Origin of the sequence: Algiphilus sp., from assembly GCF_023145115.1 — a bacterium.
In the GTDB taxonomy this organism is placed as follows: Bacteria; Pseudomonadota; Gammaproteobacteria; order Nevskiales; family Nevskiaceae; genus Algiphilus.
The window spans coordinates 16,059-33,336 of sequence record NZ_JAGLEJ010000031.1; the positions used below are offsets into that span (position 1 = coordinate 16,059).

Annotated in this window: 16 protein-coding genes; 10 read left to right on the forward strand and 6 right to left on the reverse strand. The window is 68.7% G+C overall.

Features of this window, described 5'->3' with window-relative positions; translation table 11 throughout:
- The first annotated feature begins 2 nt into the window (after positions 1–2).
- From pstA to tsaB, 7 genes are all read left to right on the forward strand, one after another.
- Positions 3–1,685 carry a phosphate ABC transporter permease PstA gene (gene pstA / locus KAH28_RS10535; protein WP_290576388.1) on the forward strand — a complete coding sequence of 561 codons (1,683 nt, stop codon included), beginning with the start codon at positions 3–5 and terminating at the stop codon, positions 1,683–1,685.
- Between the two features lie 13 nt (positions 1,686–1,698).
- On the forward strand, positions 1,699–2,529 hold the full coding sequence (gene pstB / locus KAH28_RS10540) for a phosphate ABC transporter ATP-binding protein PstB (RefSeq protein WP_290576390.1): 831 nt from the start codon (positions 1,699–1,701) through the stop codon (positions 2,527–2,529).
- 164 nt (positions 2,530–2,693) lie between these two features.
- The gene (phoU, locus tag KAH28_RS10545) at positions 2,694–3,419 is read left to right on the forward strand and encodes a phosphate signaling complex protein PhoU (RefSeq protein WP_290576392.1); all 726 of its coding nucleotides are present in this window, start codon (positions 2,694–2,696) and stop codon (positions 3,417–3,419) included.
- 99 nt (positions 3,420–3,518) lie between these two features.
- A complete protein-coding gene (gene mrcB, locus KAH28_RS10550) occupies positions 3,519–5,801 on the forward strand; it encodes a penicillin-binding protein 1B (RefSeq protein WP_290576394.1) in 2,283 nt (760 codons plus the stop codon).
- Positions 5,798–6,385, forward strand: coding sequence for a tetratricopeptide repeat protein (locus KAH28_RS10555; protein WP_290576396.1), 588 nt, complete (start codon positions 5,798–5,800; stop codon positions 6,383–6,385). The genes mrcB and KAH28_RS10555 overlap by 4 nt, the downstream gene beginning before the upstream one ends.
- Positions 6,378–8,348 carry an ATP-dependent DNA helicase gene (locus tag KAH28_RS10560; protein ID WP_290576398.1) on the forward strand — a complete coding sequence of 657 codons (1,971 nt, stop codon included), beginning with the start codon at positions 6,378–6,380 and terminating at the stop codon, positions 8,346–8,348. The genes KAH28_RS10555 and KAH28_RS10560 overlap by 8 nt, the downstream gene beginning before the upstream one ends.
- Positions 8,345–9,082, forward strand: a complete 738-nt coding sequence (tsaB, locus tag KAH28_RS10565) for a tRNA (adenosine(37)-N6)-threonylcarbamoyltransferase complex dimerization subunit type 1 TsaB (RefSeq protein ID WP_290576400.1) — start codon at positions 8,345–8,347, stop codon at positions 9,080–9,082. Before KAH28_RS10560 ends, tsaB begins: the two co-directional genes overlap by 4 nt.
- Before the next feature lie 6 nt (positions 9,083–9,088).
- Here tsaB and KAH28_RS10570 read toward each other — a convergent pair whose 3' ends face one another.
- Positions 9,089–9,598 carry a histidine phosphatase family protein gene (locus tag KAH28_RS10570; RefSeq protein ID WP_290576402.1) on the reverse strand — a complete coding sequence of 170 codons (510 nt, stop codon included), beginning with the start codon at positions 9,596–9,598 and terminating at the stop codon, positions 9,089–9,091.
- Positions 9,595–10,179 (reverse strand): class I SAM-dependent methyltransferase, encoded by a 585-nt coding sequence (locus tag KAH28_RS10575; protein WP_290576404.1) that lies wholly within the window; start codon positions 10,177–10,179, stop codon positions 9,595–9,597. The genes KAH28_RS10570 and KAH28_RS10575 overlap by 4 nt, the downstream gene beginning before the upstream one ends.
- 211 nt (positions 10,180–10,390) lie before the next feature.
- On the opposite strand from KAH28_RS10575, the gene KAH28_RS10580 reads away from it, so the two are divergent.
- Genes KAH28_RS10580 through KAH28_RS10590 form a run of 3 tightly spaced genes read left to right on the forward strand, consistent with a single transcriptional unit; the run spans position 10,391 to position 11,750 of the window.
- The gene (locus tag KAH28_RS10580) at positions 10,391–10,744 is read left to right on the forward strand and encodes a pilin assembly protein (RefSeq protein WP_290576406.1); all 354 of its coding nucleotides are present in this window, start codon (positions 10,391–10,393) and stop codon (positions 10,742–10,744) included.
- Positions 10,741–11,376: a CoA pyrophosphatase gene (locus KAH28_RS10585; RefSeq protein WP_290576408.1), complete on the forward strand. Its 636-nt coding sequence runs from the start codon at positions 10,741–10,743 to the stop codon at positions 11,374–11,376. The genes KAH28_RS10580 and KAH28_RS10585 overlap by 4 nt, the downstream gene beginning before the upstream one ends.
- Positions 11,373–11,750 carry a MazG nucleotide pyrophosphohydrolase domain-containing protein gene (locus KAH28_RS10590; RefSeq protein WP_290576410.1) on the forward strand — a complete coding sequence of 126 codons (378 nt, stop codon included), beginning with the start codon at positions 11,373–11,375 and terminating at the stop codon, positions 11,748–11,750. Before KAH28_RS10585 ends, KAH28_RS10590 begins: the two co-directional genes overlap by 4 nt.
- A gap of 19 nt (positions 11,751–11,769) precedes the next feature.
- Here KAH28_RS10590 and KAH28_RS10595 read toward each other — a convergent pair whose 3' ends face one another.
- From KAH28_RS10595 to mnmA, 4 genes are all read right to left on the reverse strand, one after another.
- Positions 11,770–12,537, reverse strand: a complete 768-nt coding sequence (locus KAH28_RS10595) for a ParA family protein (protein ID WP_290576412.1) — start codon at positions 12,535–12,537, stop codon at positions 11,770–11,772.
- Positions 12,538–12,560: 23 nt separating this feature from the next.
- On the reverse strand, positions 12,561–13,337 hold the full coding sequence (locus tag KAH28_RS10600; protein ID WP_290576414.1) for an SDR family NAD(P)-dependent oxidoreductase: 777 nt from the start codon (positions 13,335–13,337) through the stop codon (positions 12,561–12,563).
- 54 nt (positions 13,338–13,391) lie between these two features.
- Positions 13,392–16,043, reverse strand: coding sequence for an aconitate hydratase AcnA (gene acnA / locus KAH28_RS10605; protein ID WP_290576416.1), 2,652 nt, complete (start codon positions 16,041–16,043; stop codon positions 13,392–13,394).
- A gap of 146 nt (positions 16,044–16,189) precedes the next feature.
- Complete coding sequence (mnmA, locus tag KAH28_RS10610; protein ID WP_290576418.1) at positions 16,190–17,278, reverse strand: tRNA 2-thiouridine(34) synthase MnmA; 1,089 nt, start codon at positions 17,276–17,278, stop codon at positions 16,190–16,192.

Consider the following 17,278-nt stretch of genomic DNA (forward strand, 5'->3'; position numbering starts at 1 on the left):
CGATGTCGGATACACGCAAATGGATCGCCAGCGGTGACCCGTGGATCTGGATGATCGGCGGTGCGCTGGCCATCAGCCTCGTCATGGTGATCGGGCTGGTGATGCTCATCGCGGTGCGCGGATTCGGTCACTTCTGGCCGGCCGAGCTGGTCGAGGTCGAGGTCCGTGACCCCGCCAGCGGCAATCTCGAGACCGTGCTCGGCGAGATCATCGACAGCGAGACGCTGAGCGCGCAGCAGGCTGCGGAACTGCGGCTCGGGGTCGACCCCGACAGCGATGCGCTCATCACCCGCTACCAGTTCAAGATCGGCAATCGCGATGTCTACGGCCGCGACTTTCGCTGGATCGCCGGGCCGCGCATCACCGATCGCAGCGAGCCCGACGGGGCGATCATGCTGGAACGCCGCGAGTACGGGAACTTCTACGGCTATCTGGTCGATGTGCGGCGCGACGGCGAGGTCATCGCGAGCGGTCCGGAAGCCTTCGACGAGCTGCGCTCGCTGCTGGCCGAGAATCGCGAGCAGGTCCACGAGCTGGAGCAGATCGACCGGCACCAGATCGGCGCGATCAACTATCGACTGGAGCAGGCGCGGCTCGACGAGCGCGGCCTCGAGTACAACCGAGACGCGCTCGACGACGACGAGTACCGCGAGCGCATGGCCGACATCGAGGCGCGACGCGCCGAGGCGCAGGCCGAGTACCGCTCGCTGCGCGAGGAGCGCGATGCCCTGATGCGGGAGCTCAACCGCACCGAGGTCACGATGCGCACCGCCGACGGCAAGGAGAAGCGCATGCGGCTCTCCAAGCTGATCGAGGCGACACGCAACAACGCCATGTCGGTCTTCCAGAAGGTCGGCTACTACGTCGGGCGCTTCAAGGACTTCGTGCTGGGCTATCCGCGCGAGGCCAACACCGAGGGCGGCATCATGCCCGCCATCTTCGGAACCATCACCATGGTCATGCTGATGTCGATCGTGGTGACGCCATTCGGCGTGATCGCGGCGATCTATCTGCGCGAGTACGCCAGGCAGGGCACCTTCCTGCGCATCGTGCGGGTGTCGGTCTACAACCTGGCTGGTGTGCCCTCGATCGTGTTCGGCGTGTTCGGCCTCGGCTTCTTCGTCTACACCATGGGCGGCACCATCGACGACCTGTTCTACCCAGAGCGCTCGCCGGAGCCGGTATTCGGCACCCCCGGTCTGCTCTGGGCATCGCTGACCCTGGCGCTGCTGACGCTGCCGGTGGTCATCGTCGCCACCGAGGAGGGGCTCACCCGCATCCCGCGCACGGTACGCGAGGGCAGCCTGGCGCTCGGCGCCACCAAGGCGGAGACCCTGCGCCGCATCATCATCCCGATGGCCGCACCGGCGATGATGACCGGGCTCATCCTGGCGGTCGCACGGGCGGCGGGCGAGGTCGCGCCACTGATGCTGGTCGGCGTCGTCAAGCTGGCGCCGTCGCTGCCCATCGACGGCCAGTTTCCGTTCCTGCACCTCGAGCGCAAGATCATGCACCTGGGCTTCCATATCTACGACGTCGGGTTCCAGAGCCCGAACGTGGAGGCTGCCCGCCCGCTGGTCTACGCGACCTCCCTGATGCTTCTCATCATCATCGTGGGCCTCAACCTCACGGCCATATCCATCCGCAACCGACTGCGCGAGAAGTACCGCGCCGACAGCGACTAGCTCCGGAGCCGCCATGCAGCAGCCGCCCCCCACCCACGCCATCGATCCGAACGAGCAGGGCGCCGATGAGCGCCGTTCGCTCGCGGACGAGGAAGTCTGCATCCAGGTGCAGGATCTCGACCTGTTCTACGGCGACAAGCAGGCGCTCAACAAGATCAACATCGATATCCCGAAGGGTCGGGTGACCGCCTTCATCGGGCCTTCCGGGTGCGGCAAGTCGACGCTGCTGCGCTGCTTCAACCGCATGAACGATCTGGTCGATACCTGCCGCGTGGACGGCAGGATCCGCATCGACGGCGGCGACATCTATGATGCGAAGATCGACGTCGCGGAGCTGCGGCGGCGGGTCGGTATGGTGTTCCAGAAGCCCAATCCGTTTCCCAAGTCGATCTTCGAGAATGTTGCCTACGGCCTGCGACTGCAGGGCGTGCGCGACAAGCGCGTGCTCAGCGAGGCGGTCGAGCGCGCGCTGCGCGGTGCCGCGCTCTGGGACGAGGTCAAGGATCGGCTCGATGACAACGCCTTCGGCATGTCCGGAGGACAGCAACAGCGTCTCGTGATCGCGCGGGCAATCGCCATCGAACCGGAAGTGCTGCTGCTCGACGAGCCGTGCTCGGCGCTGGACCCGATCTCCACCGCCAAGGTCGAGGAGCTCATCACCGAGCTGAAGGCGCAGTACACCATCGTCATCGTGACCCACAACATGCAGCAGGCGGCGCGCGTCTCGGATTACACCGCGTACCTCTACCTCGGCGAGTTGGTCGAGTTCGACGATACCCGGCACATCTTCACCAACCCGGGTCAGAAGGCGACCGAGGACTACATCACCGGACGCTTCGGGTGATGTGCGGCCGGCTGGCCGGTGCCGACCGGCGGCGTGCAGGGCAGGGGCGCCGGCCGGCTCGCCGGGGTCCCGTCTGTCACACGCCGCAGGCGGACTGGACCGATAATCGCGGTTAGCATGCCGTCGCCGCTGCCTCCCCACCAAGAATATCCCGGAGACCCCCAATGATCGACAAGTCCTCCCTGGGCAAGCACATTTCCCATCAGTTCAACGAGGAGATCGAGGATCTTCGCGAACGCGTGCTGACCATGGGCGGCATCGTCGAGCAGGTGCTGGACGAGGCGATCCAGGCACTGGCCAGCGGACGCGCGCAGTCGTTTTCCGAGGTCAAGGCCGAGGATCGCAAGGTCAACAGCCTCGAGGTATTCATCGACGAGGCGATCGCGGAGTTGATCGCGCGCCGGCAGCCGACCGCCAGCGACCTGCGGCTGGTGCTGTCGGTATCCCGCGTGATCGTCGATCTCGAGCGCATCGGCGACGAATCGAAGAAGGTGTACCGGATGGCCACGCGCCTCACCGACGCGCGCGGCAAGCAGGTCGATGCCTTCGCCGAGGCCGAGAACCTCGGCCTGCACGTCCAGAAGATGCTCCGTGGCGCCCTGGACAGCTTCGCGCGCCTGGATGCGGAATCGGCCCTGCAGACGGCCCGCGAGGACGACAAGGTCGACCGCGAGCACGAAGAGATCATCCGGTTGAGCATGACCTACATGATGGAGGACGTGCGCAACATCAAGCGGGCCGTCGATCTGATGTGGGCGGTCCGCGCCCTCGAGCGCATCGGCGACCACGCGCGCAACATCGCCGAGCACACCATCTACATGGTCACCGGCACCGATGTGCGCTACGTCGACCTCGAAGAGGTCGAGGAGATCATCCGCAAGGCACGCTAGCGCACGGCCGCGCGCACCGGCGGTCACGGCCGCTGCGCGCCGGCAGGGTCGCGGCCGGATACACTACGGGCCCGTGTCCGCCGCCCGCCGGGAGCCACCTTGCGTTCCGCGCTGCGAATCTCGCTGTTGCTGCTGCTTGCCCTCGGCATTGCAGCGGGTAGCCTCTATGTCCTCCATCTCGATCGGGAGATCCGCGAGCGCTTCGCGGGCGTGCGCTGGGCGGTCCCGTCCAAGGTGTTCGCCGCTCCGATGGAGCTCTACCCCGGTCTCGATATCGGCCCGGATGCGCTTGCCGACGAACTCGATCGCCTTGGTTACCGGAAAGTGGGCGAAGCGCGCAACCCCGGCACGTACGCGCGATCGGGGAGCAGCGTTCAGCTGGTCAGCCGACCGTTTCGCTACTGGGATGGCGAGGTGCCGTCCCGCCGCCTCTTCATCCGCTTCGGCGGCGGGGGCATCCGCGAGATCGTGGAGCCCGGTGTCAACAGCAGCCATGCGCTGGTGCGCATCGACCCGCTCGCGATCGGAAGCATCCATGCCGCTCGGGCCGAGGATCGGCTGTTGCTCAAGCGCGACGAGGTGCCCGAGCTGCTGGCACGGGGCGTGATCCTGGTCGAGGACCGGCACTTCTACAAGCACCACGGCGTGTCGATCCGCGGCATCGGCCGTGCACTGGTCGCGAACATCCGCGCCGGACGCGTCGTCCAGGGCGGCAGCACGATCACCCAGCAGCTGGTGCGCAACTTCTTCCTCACGCTCGACCAGAACCTCCAGCGCAAGATCAAGGAAGCGGTCATGGCGCTGCTGCTGGAGCTGCACTACGACAAGGAGGCCATTCTCGAGGCCTACATCAACGAGATATTCCTGGGGCAGGACGGCAGCCGGGCCGTGCACGGATTCGGACTGGCGTCGGTGTTCTATTTCAACAAGCCGGTGGCCGAGCTCAACGCCGCCGAGACCGCGCTGCTGGTATCGCTCGCGAAGGGCGCCTCCTACTACAACCCGCGCCGCCATCCCGAGCGCGCGCGCGAAAGACGCGACCTCGTGCTGGGCATCTTCGCCGACAACGGTCTGATCGACGAGGCGACTCACGAGGCGGCCGTCGCATCGCCGCTCGGGGTGGCGTCGGGTGACGGCGTCGGCGCCGTGCGCTATCCGGCGTTCATCGAGCTCGTGCGGCGCCAGCTGCAGGCGGACTATCGCGAGGAGGACCTGCAGAGCGAGGGGTTGCGCGTCTTCACCACCCTGGTGCCCAGGGCGCAGGCCGGCCTCGAGCGCAGCATCGGCGGGGGCCTCGACGAAATCGAACGCGGCCGCGGCATGGAAGCCGACACGCTGGAAGCCGCCGGGATCGTTGCGCGCACGGAAAGCGGTGAGATCATCGCGCTCGCCGGTGGCCGGGATGGTCGCTACCGTGGCTTCAACCGGGCCCTCGATGCGCGCCGGCCGATCGGATCGCTCGCCAAGCCGTTCGTGTACCACACTGCACTGTCGGCACCGGAGCGCTTCAACCTGCTGAGCATGCTGGAGGACGAGCCGCTGCGCATCGAGATGCCCAACGGGTCGATCTGGGAGCCACGGAACTACGATGCCGACGCCGTGCACGGCGATGTGCGTCTGTACGAAGCACTCGCGAAATCGTACAACCTGGCCACCGCGCGGCTCGGGCTTGCAGTGACGCCGGAGGCGGTCGCCGACACCATGCGCCGGGCGGGCCTGGAAGAGGCGCCGGCTGCTCTGCCTTCGCTGGCGCTCGGAGCCGTCGACCTGTCACCGCTGCAGGTCGCCCAGATGTACGCGACGCTCGCCAGCGGCGGCTACCGCTACCCGCTCACCGCCATTCGCGAGGTTACCGATGCCGAGGGTGCGCCACTGACCCGCTACGGCCTGCGCGTGGAGCGCGGGCTCGACGAGGGACCGACCTTCCTCACCAACTGGGCACTGGAACGCGTGACGCTCTTCGGAACCGGGCAGGGCGTCTACCGGCGTCTCGACCCCGGCACGCGCATCGCGGGCAAGACGGGCACCACCGACGGCTTCCGCGATGCCTGGTTCGCCGGCTTCGGCAGCGACCGCGTCGGCGTGATCTGGGTCGGGCGTGACGACAACAAGCCGACGGGGCTGACCGGAGCATCGGGCGCGCTGCCGCTCTGGTCCGCTACCATGGAACGCATCGGCTTGCGCAGCTACGAGCCCTACGTCCCCGAGTCGGTCGCCGAGGTGCAGGTCGACCGCGAGAGCGGAATGCTGGCGGGCGAGGGCTGCACGCAGGTGATCGTGGTGCCCTACATCGCTGAATTCGCCCCCGGGGACAAGGCGCCATGCGCCGACGAGGGCGACGCCGGAGGAATACGCGGATGGTTCGAACGCCTGTGGCAATGACACGCTGTCTCGTGCTCGCGGGCGTGATGCTGATCGCGAGCGGATGCGCGCCCTTTGCCGATCCACAGGACCGGCCGCGCGATCCCGCCGGCACCGCGACCGCCGGCCAGGGCCCGGAGGTGGACGATTCCGGAGCGACCGAAGCCCCGGCACCGCCCGATGACGGCATCGAGACCGCGGCCTATACGCCGCCGGAGCCGGAGCCGCTTGAGCGGCGCTATCCGCGCAGCGCCGGCGAGGTCAGCGGGCCGGCCGTGTCCAGTCTCTATCGGCAGGCGCAATCCGAGGCCGATGCCGGCAGACACGCATCGGCCATCGCCGTCCTGGAGCGCGCGCTGCGTATCGAGCCCCGCAACGCCTTCGTGTGGAGTCGACTGGCCGAGGCGCAGCTCGCCGCAGGCGATGCCGGTCAGGCCGAGAACACGGCGCTGCGCGCCAACAGCTTCGCGCGCGGCAATCCCTACCTGGAAGCGCGCAACTGGCGTGTCATTGCCGATGCGCGGCGCAGCGCAGGCGATCAGGCGGGCGCGCGCGCCGCGGTCGACCGCGTCGAGCAGGCTCGGCTGCGACAGTCCGGTGGGTGAAGGCACCCCCGCCGGCATGGGTCTGGCGGCGGAGGCCGAGTCGTTCCTCGGGCAGAACGGTCCGCTGGCAGGCGCCTTTCCGGATTTCCGGGAACGCCCGGTCCAGATCCGCATGAGTGGGCAGGTTGCCGATGCCGTGACGACCGGCGGTACCCTGCTGCTGGAGGCCGGCACCGGGACCGGCAAGACACTGGCCTATCTGCTGCCCCTGCTGCTGTCGGGCAAGCGTGCCGTGGTCAGCACCGGAACCAAGAATCTCCAGGATCAGTTGTACCGGCGGGACCTGCCGCGCCTGCTGGAATGCTTCGACCAGCCGGTGCGGACCGCGCTGCTGAAGGGGCGTGCCAACTACCTCTGCCGCTACCGCCTCAAGCGGGCCGCCGAGCAGCCGGGCGCGGACGCAGAGCGCATCCTCTCGCTCCGCCAGTTCATGGAAGCCTCCGAGAGCGGCGAGCTCGCGGACTATGGCCGGCTGGCCGACGATGACCCCCTCCGGCCGCGGGTGACGTCCACCAGCGACAACTGTCTGGGCGGGCGCTGCCCCGATTTCGACGACTGCTTCGTGTTCGCCGCGCGCCGGCGGGCGCTGGATGCCGATCTGGTGGTGGTCAATCACCATCTCCTGTTCGCGGACTTCGCCATTCGCGAGGCCGGATACAGCGAGATCCTCCCGGGCGCCGAGGCCGTGGTGATCGACGAGGCGCACCAGCTCCCCGAGCTGGCCGCGAATGCCTTCGGGGCGCGCCTGTCGACGCGGCAGATCGCCGACTGGCTGCGCGAGACGCGCAGCTGGGCGGGGCGGGCGCACCCCGACATGATGTCATCCCTGCAGCCGGTGGCGGCCATCGCCGGCGCGCTCGAATCCCATCTCGCCGAGGTCGAGGGACGGCTGCCCTGGGCCGCGTTCACCGCGCGCGCCGGCGTGGCGGACACGCTGTCCGATCTCGCCGAGCGACTCCGCGAAGCGGCCGGCGCGCTTGCTTCCGGACGGACCGACGAGGAAGGCGACCGGCTGCGCGAGCGCGCGCTGGAGCACTCGGGCCTGCTGACCCGCCTGCTGGAGGGCGGTGCGGAGGACGAAGCGGGCGACGACGGCGAGGACGACGCACTCATCCGCTGGGCGGAGGGCACGCGCAACGGCGGCGTGCTCTGTGCCAGCCCGGCCGATGTCAGCAGCGCCTACGCCCGTGCCACGGCGGGACATCCGGGCGCATGGATCTACGTCTCCGCGACCCTCTCGGTATCCGGCAGCTTCGCACTCTTCCGGCGCCAGCTCGGCATTTCCGAAGCGGCGCACGAGGCCGTGCTGCCACCGGTATTCGACTACGCCCGTCAGACCCGCCTGTGGATGCCGGAGGGGCTGCCTTCACCGGGCAACGAGGCGCATACCGCTGCCCTGGTGAAGGCGCTGCTGCCGGTTCTCGAGGCGAGCGGCGGTGGCGCCTTCCTGCTCATGACCACGCATCGCGCCGTGCGCGAAGCGGCCCGCCTGCTGCGCGAGGACGGTCGCTTCCGCCTGTTCGTGCAGAACGAGGACGACCGGGCCCGGTTGCTCGACGATTTCGCGCATGCCGAGCGCGCGGTACTGATCGGTGCGGCCAGCTTCTGGGAAGGGGTCGACGTGCCGGGCGCCGCGCTCCGCATCGTGGTGATCGACAAGCTCCCGTTCGCGCCCCCGGACGATCCCATCGTGCAGGCGCGCCGCGCGGGGATCGAGCGCGCCGGCGGCAGTGCCTTCATGGACTACCAGCTGCCGCACGCCATCCTGGCGCTCCGCCAGGGCGTGGGCCGGCTCATCCGCAGCGAGCGCGACCGCGGGCTTCTGGTACTGGGCGACCCGCGCGTGCACAGCGCGCGCTACGGCAGTCGCGTGCTGGCGGCGCTTCCCGCCATCCCGGTGCTGGATGATGCCGCTGCCACCGCCGACTATGCGCGGACGCTACAGCCGGAGTCGGGCGCATGAAGCTCCTGGCGGTGGACAGCGCCACAGCACAGCTCGCGGTGGGCGTATGCGACGGGACCGGCGAGTGGCGGCGCGACCTGCTCGACCACACGGCTCATGCCGGTCGACTGCCCGCGGTGGTGCACGAAGTGCTCACCGAGGCCGGCATCGCGGCGCGGGATCTCGACGGCCTGATCGCCGGTATCGGGCCGGGCAGCTTCGCCGGCCTGCGCACCGGCCTCGGCTTCCTGCAGGCGATGGCATGGGCGCTCCGTATCCCGATTGTCACGGTGGGCAGCCTGGAATGCATGGCCGCGACATTGCTCGGGCACGCGGGCACCAAGCTCGCTGTCCCGGTGCTGGATGCACGCATGGGGGCGGTCTATCTGGGGGGCTATCGCGGTGCTGAGGATGCGCCCGAGTGCGTCGCGGCTCCCGAGGAACTGGCCGCGGACGAGGTCTCCGCCCGTATTGCCGGGATCAGGGACGTACCGGAGCGCGGGATCGCGCTCGGCGGCAACGGCCTGTTGCTCGACGGTGCGGACGCGCTGCGCGACCGTGCCTGGGCCGGCTTCACGCCGGGACTCTTTCCGACTGCCGCGATACTGCTCGCGATCGGGCGTCGACGATTCGCCTCGGGCGCGGCGGTCGACGTCGACGCCCTGCGTCCGTTGTACGTCCGGGATCGCGTCGCCCTGACCGCTGCCGAGCGCGCCGCGGGTGCGACGCTGGGTATCGGGGCCGCCCGCACCTGACGGCGCTCAGGCCTCGGGAAGCGCCTTCGGCTTCTGGCGGCGTTCGCAGCGGCCGCATCCCGGCGTCAGCGCGGCCCAGGACGGCGCATCGAGGCGCAGGGCCACCAGCTCGGCAGTAGAGAACTCGTAGCCGCGGAGCGCGTCGCAGAGCCAGCCCGCGAATTCGGATATGCCAGGGTTGTGCCCGAACGCCATGAGTGACTCGGCATCGGCCGGCTGCTCCCGGACGATCTGCAGCCAGTCCCCGGCGGTTGCCTCGTAGAGTCGCGCGTCGAGATGCATGCGGCGTGGGTCGATGCGCATGGCCTCGGCGAAACGGCGCGCGGTCGTCACCGCGCGTACCGCGGGCGAGCTCAACAGTACCGGCGGGCGATCGCCGCACAGGTCGGCCGCGAACTGCGCCATTCGCGGCGCATCCCGCCGTCCCCTGGCATTGAGCGGTCGCTCGAAATCCTCGAGCTCGGGGTCGTCCCAGGCGCTCTTGGCATGACGTACCAGGTAGAGAGAGAGGCTCATGCGATCCTGTCGTGTGCGGTTGCGGGCGGGTAGAGGTCGAAGCGCACGCTGTTGCCGCGCATGCGCTCCATCGGGCTGTTGCCGGCAAGCGGGGGCGCCCGCGGCGCGCGCTTGACGACCACGCGCCGGCGTGCTGCCGCCCGCGCCGGAGCGAGCAGCGCATCCGCATCGTGGTCGCTGCCGACGGCGGCGCGCAGGGATTGCGCGTGGGCCCGCGGGAGCGCCGCCTTGCCGCTCGGCGTGTACATCGGGTCGAGGTAGACGACGTCCCACTGCCCGCTGCCGAGCAGCTCGCGGGCGTCGCCGTGCCGCAAGCGGATGCGCGCGCGCGTGTCCCCGGGCAGTGCCGTGAGAAAGCGCTCCAGCCAGGCATGCACGTCGGCGTGCCGCTCGAAGCAGTCGACGCGGGCACCGAGCGCCGCCATCAATGCGGCATCCCGGCCGAGCCCGGCAGTGGCATCGCAGATGTGCAGGTTCGTGCTCCGATGCAGCCCGACGGCGCGCGCCAGCAACTGGCGGCGACCGGCCGCCACGCGCCGGACCAGATCCCGCGCGGCATCGGCCGGAGACTGCTGATCCATGATGCTGCCCCCTTGGTGCACGGCTTCCTCGTCGGCGACTCCGCTGAGCCCGCGCGGCCAACCTGCCGGCGCGGACGGATGCGGGAAAGTACCCTCCGGCTGCGTCGCTGACAACCTGTGCGGGGGCGGCCGGGAGCGGTGCCGGGCGCGCCTTCTGCTAGGCTTTGCAGTGGCGGCGCTGGCGCCGCGATTGGCTGGCAACGGAGGCACGATGAAGATCAGGGAACTGCTCGACGCCTGGCGGGACGACGCGAGCGATCCGCTCACGGAGGAGCAATTCTGCGTTCGGCTCCCGGTGTACGATGCTGCCCGCCTGGCAGCGCTGTCGGAGATCTTCCCGGGGCGCTCCGCCGAGCAGCTGCTCACCGATCTGCTGTCGGCCTCGCTCGACGAGCTCGAAGGCAATTTCCCCTATCGCCGCGGCGATCGCGTGGTCGAGCACGACGAACTCGGCGATCCGATCTACGAGGACGTCGGACTCGGTCCGCGTTTCCATGAGCTGACCCGCAAGCACGCCGCGCGACTCAAGGCATCGGCGCGCGAGGACGGCTCCGACAGCGCGTGAGCGCGGTCGTCGAGGAATCGCTGCGCGGAGCGCTCGGCCCCGCGCCGCTGGCGCTGCCGCCGGACGGTGATCGTCCGCTGGTGGATCTCGAGCTGCCGCTCGGCCTGGGTCGTCTGGTCACGCGCAAGCGTCTCGCCGGATTCAAGCGCGCCGCCGTGCTCGTCCCGCTGCTGCGGCGCGACGACGGCTTCCGCGTGCTGCTGACGCGTCGTGCCGACCACCTCCGCGCCCATCGCGGGCAGGTGAGCTTCCCGGGCGGGCGCTTCGAGCCCGACGACGGCCACTTGATCACCACCGCGCTGCGCGAGACCGAGGAGGAGATCGCGCTGCCGCGCGACCGCATCGAGGTCATCGGATCGCTCGACGACTATCCGACCCTGACCCGCTACCTGATCACGCCGGTGGTCGGCGTGGTCGCGGATCCGCCGGAGCTGCGCGCGGACCGGAACGAGGTCGCCGACATCTTCGAGATTCCGCTGGACCATCTGCTCGATCCGGCCAGCTTCCGGCGTCGCATCGGCGAGAAGGACGGGATGCGGGTGCCGTTCTACGAGATCGACTACGGCGCCCACCGCGTTTGGGGCGCCACCGCGGGCATGCTGTGGAACATGCACAACAAGCTGCGCGCATGATGAAGACGCTCTGGGACCGGGCCTGCCGCCTGCAGGCAGCGGCAGCGGAAGAGGGCTTTGACTGGCCGGACAGCGACGGTGTCTTCGCCAAGCTGCGCGAGGAGGTCGCGGAGCTGGCGGCGGAAGCTGTCGCCGACGATGCCGGCGCCGACGGCAGGCGCGTGCACGAGCTGGGCGACATCCTGTTCGTGCTGGCTCACCTGTCGCGTCGGTTCGGGATCGATGCCGAGGCCGCATTGCGCCTGGCGACGGAGCGTTTCGAGACACGCTTCGCGGCCGTGATGGCCGATGCCGACAGTCTGCCGCCGCGCGGTGATCCGGCTCGCCTCGACGCGATGGAGGCGCGCTGGCAGGATGCCAAGCGGCGCGAGTGACGCGAAGCCGGCGCGCCGGCTATCGGCGCCGGCGCGCGAGTCCGGTGAAGAGCTCCTCGAATGCCGTGGTCATGCGATGGCGCGGCGCGTACCAGGGCAGGGGGGTGGCCGCTTCGTGCGACTCCCGCACCACGACCGAGCTCGCCAGCAGCGGCTCGAGCACCGGCAGGGATTCGCTCTTCAGTGCCTCGACCATGCGCTGCGGCAGGCGCGCCCGAGCCTGGAACTGGTTGACCACCACGCCACCGATGGCCAGGTCCTCGTTGTGATCCTCGCGGAGTTCGGCGATGTTCTCGAGCAGCGCGTAGAGGGCCTGGCGCGCGAAATCATCGCAATCGAACGGGATCAGGACCTCGTCGGCGGCGATCAGCGCGGACCGGCTGTAGAAGTTGAGCGCGGGCGGGGTGTCGATGAATATCTGGTCGTAGCCGCGCAGGCGTGACAGCGCCTGACGGAGCTTCTGGACCTTCTGCTTGGCCTCGAGCTTGTTCTGCAGGTGCTCCAGCTCGCTGCTCGCCGCCACCACGTCGAGCCGCTCGAAGGGCGACGGGGTGATGTAGGCGTCGAAGGGCGTGCTGCTCAGCGAGAAGTTGAGCGTGCCGGCGAAGAAGTCGGCGATTCCGGTGGCGGGCGGCTCGTCACCGAGCAGGTAGCGCGTGGCATTGGCCTGCATGTCGAGATCGATGACCAGCGTCCGCATGCCGCGCGCCGCGGCCACGGCCGCGAGGTTGCACACGATGGTGGTCTTGCCGACCCCGCCTTTCTGATTGAATACCGCGCGTTTCATCGGCGGCGAACTCCCTGCAACGGTCAGCTGATGAAGGTATCACTTGCCAGCGGCTTGTCCGGGTCCACCGCGTAGTGACTGAAATCGGTAACCCCGCGGCTGCGCAGGATTTCCTCATCCAGGAAGAAGCGCCCCGACTCGCTGCGCGCGGGCAGCGCGAGCAGTGCACTGACCGCATCGGCGACGATGCGCGGCCTGCGGCAGTTCTCCGCCTGCACGTTGTGCGCGTGCACGATGGCATCGGTGAGGATCAGGGTGTGCGGCCAGAGGCCGTTCACGGCAATGCCCAGACGCTTGAGCTCCTCGGCCAGCCCGACCACGGCCAGCGACAGGGACAGCTTGGACACCGCGTAGGGGGCGAAGGCACCCAGCCACCGCTTGTTGCTGGTGGGCGGCGGCGCCAGCACCACCACGCGCGCGTTGTCCGCCTTGCGCAGCCACGGCAGTGCCGCCCGCACGAGCAGCATGGTGGCGGTGACATTGACGTCGAACAGCGCGGCGATGTCGTCGTAGCTGGTATCGGCAAGGCTGCTGGTCCGTACCAGACCGGCATTGAGCACCAGCGTATCGAGACCACCGAGCTGCTCGGCGGCACGCTCGGGCAATGCGATCGCGTCCTCGTGCCGAGCCAGGTCGGCACGCAGACCGACAGCCTGTGTGCCCTTCATGGCGGCGGCGCACTGCTGCACGCTGTCGCCGCGCGCGGACAATGCGAGCTGATGTCGCTGGCCGGCGAGCACGGTCGCGATCTCCAGCCCGATGCCGCGTGAAGCGCCGGTTACGAGGACTTTCCGGGACATGGCGATGGGAGAGGGAATCCGGAACCGGGATGAGCGTACCGGATTCCCCTGCCGTCAGGCCGCGAGCTGGCGCAGCACGTAGTTGAGCACGCCGCCGTGGCGGTTGTAGTCCCACTCCTTCGGCGTATCGATGCGCACACGGGCCGTGAAGGTCACCGTGTCGCCACCATCCTTGTGCGCCTTGACGGTGACTTCCTTGGCGCCGGGCTCGAGGCCCTCGATATCGATCTGCTCGGTACCGTCGAGTCCCAGGTTCTCGGCGTTCTGTCCATCCTTGAAGGTGAGCGGGACCACTCCCATGCCGACCAGATTGGAACGGTGGATGCGCTCGAAGGATTCGGCAATGACCGCCTTCACGCCCAGCAGGTTGGTGCCCTTGGCCGCCCAGTCGCGCGACGAGCCGGTTCCGTATTCCTTGCCGGCGATCACGACGAGCGGCGTGCCCTCGGCCTGGTACTTCATGGCGGCATCGTAGATCGCGAGCTGTTCGCCACTCGGGATGTGCCTGGTGTAGCCGCCTTCGACACCCGGCACCATCCTGTTGCGGATGCGCACATTGGCGAAGGTGCCGCGCATCATGACCTCGTGATTGCCGCGGCGCGAGCCGTAGCTGTTGAAGTCCGCGGGCTCGACACCGTGCTCCATGAGGTACTTGCCGGCGGGCGAGTCCTTCTTGATGGCGCCGGCGGGGGAGATGTGGTCGGTGGTCACCGAGTCGCCCAGCACGGCCAGCACGCGTGCCGACTCGATGGCCGGCAGCCCCGGCACGTCCTTCGTCATGCCGACGAAGTAGGGCGGGTTCTGCACGTAGGTGGAGTCGGCGCTCCACTCGTAGCGCTCGCCGGTCGGCACGTCCAGGGTGCGCCAGCGCTCGTCACCGTCGAAGACGGTGCCGTAGCTGGCCTTGAACATGTCGGCATCGAGCGAGCTGTTGATGAGGCTCTGGATCTCGTGCGAGCTCGGCCAGATGTCCTTGAGGTAGACCGGCTGACCGTCGGCGCTCTCGCCGATCGGGTCCTTGGCCATGTCGAGGTCGACATTGCCCGCCAGCGCATAGGCCACCACCAGCGGCGGGCTGGCGAGATAGTTCATGCGCACGTCCTGATGGACGCGGCCCTCGAAGTTGCGGTTGCCGGACAGCACCGAGGCGACCGAGAGGTTGTTGGCGTTGATCGCCTCGGAGATCGGCTCCGACAGCGGGCCGGAGTTCCCGATGCAGGTGGTGCAGCCATAGCCGACGACGTAGAAGCCCAGTGCCTCCAGATCGTCGAGCAGGCCGGCCTTCTCGAGATAGTCGGTGACGACCTTCGATCCGGGCGCCAGCGAGGTCTTGACCCAAGGCTTGACGGTGATGCCCTTGGCCAGCGCGTTGCGCGCCAGCAGGCCGGCACCGATCAGCACGGCCGGGTTCGAGGTGTTGGTGCAGGAGGTGATGGCGGCGATGACGACATCGCCATCGTCGAGCTCGAAGTCGACGTCCTTGTACGAGGTCTTCGCCGGGCCCTTGGTGGGGCGGCTGGCCTGATCGGCCTCGAAGGCCTTCTTGAAGTTGGCCTGCACATCGGACAGCAGCACACGGTCCTGCGGGCGCTTCGGACCGGCCAGCGAAGGCTGGATGCTGGCGAGGTCGAGATGCAGCACATCGCTGTACTCGGGCTCGGCCTCACCGTCCTCGCGCCACATGCCCTGCGCCTTGGCGTAGGCCCTGACGACCTCGACCTGCTCCTCCGAGCGGCCGGTCAGGCGAAGGTACTTGAGAGTCTCGTCGTCGACCGGGAAGATGCCGCAGGTGGCGCCGTACTCCGGGGCCATGTTGGCGATGGTGGCGCGGTCGGCCAGCGTCATCTCGGCGAGGCCGTCGCCGAAGAACTCCACGAACTTCTCGACCACGCCGCGCTTGCGCAGCATCTCGGTCACGGTGAGCACGAGATCGGTGGCGGTGGCGCCCTCGGGCAGCTTGCCGGTCAGGCGCACGCCGATCACTTCCGGCATCAGCATGGTGGACGGCTGGCCCAGCATGGCCGCCTCCGCCTCGATGCCGCCGACGCCCCAGCCCAGCACGCCGAGGCCGTTGACCATGGTGGTGTGCGAATCGGTACCGAAGCAGGAGTCCGGATAGAGCACGCCATCCTTGTCGAACACCACGCGCGCCAGGTACTCGATGTTGACCTGGTGGACGATGCCGGTGTCCGGCGGCACGACCTTGAAATTGTCGAGCGCGTTCTGGCCCCAGCGCAGGAACGCGTAGCGCTCCTTGTTGCGGTTGAACTCGAGCTTCGCGTTGAGATCGAAGGCGTCGCTGGAACCGTAGTGGTCGACCATGACGGAGTGATCGATCACCAGCTCCGACGGACACAGCGGGTTGATCTTGTTGGCGTCGCCGCCGAGCTGCTTCATGGCGTCGCGCATGGCGGCAAGGTCGACCACGCAGGGCACGCCGGTGAAGTCCTGGAGCAGGACGCGGGCGGGCGTGAAGGCGATCTCCTTCGCCGGGAGGCTGCGCAGATCGGCAGCGGCAAAGGCCTCGATATCCTCGGCGGTGACGGATTCCCCGTCCTCGTTGCGCAGCAGGTTCTCGAGCAGAACCTTGTACGAGTAGGGCAGGCGGGAGACGCGGAACTTGTCCTCGAGCGCCTGGAGATTGTAGTACTGGTACTGCTTCGAGCCGACGTCCAGCGTGGCGCGGACATTGAAGCTATCCGTCATCGCGAGCCTCTTAACTGTCTGGGTTCATGTTGTCGTGGCAAGCGCACACGGTCTGCACGGCGCTCGCAGCGCGCGATTATACGCCGTGCCGGCCCCGGACCGTGAATGCTGCGGCCGCTCTGCGACCAAAGTCGGCCCTGCCGCGCTCAGCCGACCGGATGAACGGCATCGATCTCCGCGCAGCCCAGGCACTCGCCGTCGCGCGCATAGAAGACCGCGAACTGTCCGGGCGCGGCGGCACGCTGGAGGTCGGCGAAGCGCAGTTCGCATCGGCCGTCGGGAAGATATCCGAGCGCTGCATCCTGCAGCGGCTGACGGTGGCGGATCCGCACCTGCAACGCCATCGATTCCTCCGACGGGTTGGGAACGCGGATCCAGTGCGGGCTGCGCACCGTCAGCGTGTGCGCCATAAGCCGCGGATGGCGTGCGTCCTGATCGACAACCAACCGGTTGCGCGCGAGATCGCGGTCGATGACGTACCACGGCGCCTCGTGCGCGCCGGCGACGCCGCCGATGGCCAGGCCGCGGCGCTGGCCGGGCGTGTAGTACGCCACGCCGGGGTGCTGGCCGATGACGCGACCATCGAGATCGACGATCTCGCCCGGCCGGGCCTGCAGATACTGCGCGAGGAAGTCCCGCATGTGGCGCTCGCCGATGAAGCAGATGCCGGTCGAGTCCCTGCGCTGGTGATTGGGCAGGCCGGCACGGCGCGCGAGCGCGCGCACTTCCTTCTTGGGCAGATCTCCGAGCGGGAACTGCACACCATCGAAGGCATCGCGTCCCACGGCCGCCAGGAAGTAGGTCTGATCCTTGTCGTCGTCCGCGGCCCGATACAGGCGGGGGCCGTCCGTGTCGCGCCTCAAGCGGGCGTAGTGCCCGGTCGCCACTGCTTCGGCACCGAGTCGCTCGGCATGGGCGAGAAACGGCGCGAACTTGATCTCGCGATTGCAGAGGATGTCGGGGTTGGGGGTGCGCCCGCGCGCATACTCGGCCAGGAAATGCGCGAATACGTCGCGGTGGTAGCGCTCCGAGAAGTCCACGCGCTCGAGCGGAATATCGAGCTCGTCCGCCACCGCGCTCGCCGAACGGAAGTCCTCTGCGGCATTGCAGTAGCCGGCCTCGTCGGCGGTCCAGTTGACCATGAACACCGCGGAAACGCGATGGCCGGCCTCGCGCAGCAACCAGGCACTGACCGCCGAATCGACCCCGCCGGACAGACCCACCACGATGTGCAT

Coding starts and splice junctions, on each gene's coding strand:
- KAH28_RS10580 (WP_290576406.1), top strand. CDS start 10,391: ATGAAGATCAGGGAACTGCTCGACGCCTGGCGGGACGACGCGAGCGAT.
- tsaB (WP_290576400.1), top strand. CDS start 8,345: ATGAAGCTCCTGGCGGTGGACAGCGCCACAGCACAGCTCGCGGTGGGC.
- KAH28_RS10555 (WP_290576396.1), top strand. CDS start 5,798: ATGACACGCTGTCTCGTGCTCGCGGGCGTGATGCTGATCGCGAGCGGA.
- pstB (WP_290576390.1), top strand. CDS start 1,699: ATGCAGCAGCCGCCCCCCACCCACGCCATCGATCCGAACGAGCAGGGC.
- KAH28_RS10575 (WP_290576404.1), bottom strand. CDS start 10,179: ATGGATCAGCAGTCTCCGGCCGATGCCGCGCGGGATCTGGTCCGGCGC.
- acnA (WP_290576416.1), bottom strand. CDS start 16,043: ATGACGGATAGCTTCAATGTCCGCGCCACGCTGGACGTCGGCTCGAAG.
- KAH28_RS10595 (WP_290576412.1), bottom strand. CDS start 12,537: ATGAAACGCGCGGTATTCAATCAGAAAGGCGGGGTCGGCAAGACCACC.
- phoU (WP_290576392.1), top strand. CDS start 2,694: ATGATCGACAAGTCCTCCCTGGGCAAGCACATTTCCCATCAGTTCAAC.
- mnmA (WP_290576418.1), bottom strand. CDS start 17,278: ATGCACATCGTGGTGGGTCTGTCCGGCGGGGTCGATTCGGCGGTCAGT.
- pstA (WP_290576388.1), top strand. CDS start 3: ATGTCGGATACACGCAAATGGATCGCCAGCGGTGACCCGTGGATCTGG.
- KAH28_RS10590 (WP_290576410.1), top strand. CDS start 11,373: ATGATGAAGACGCTCTGGGACCGGGCCTGCCGCCTGCAGGCAGCGGCA.
- KAH28_RS10570 (WP_290576402.1), bottom strand. CDS start 9,598: ATGAGCCTCTCTCTCTACCTGGTACGTCATGCCAAGAGCGCCTGGGAC.
- KAH28_RS10600 (WP_290576414.1), bottom strand. CDS start 13,337: ATGTCCCGGAAAGTCCTCGTAACCGGCGCTTCACGCGGCATCGGGCTG.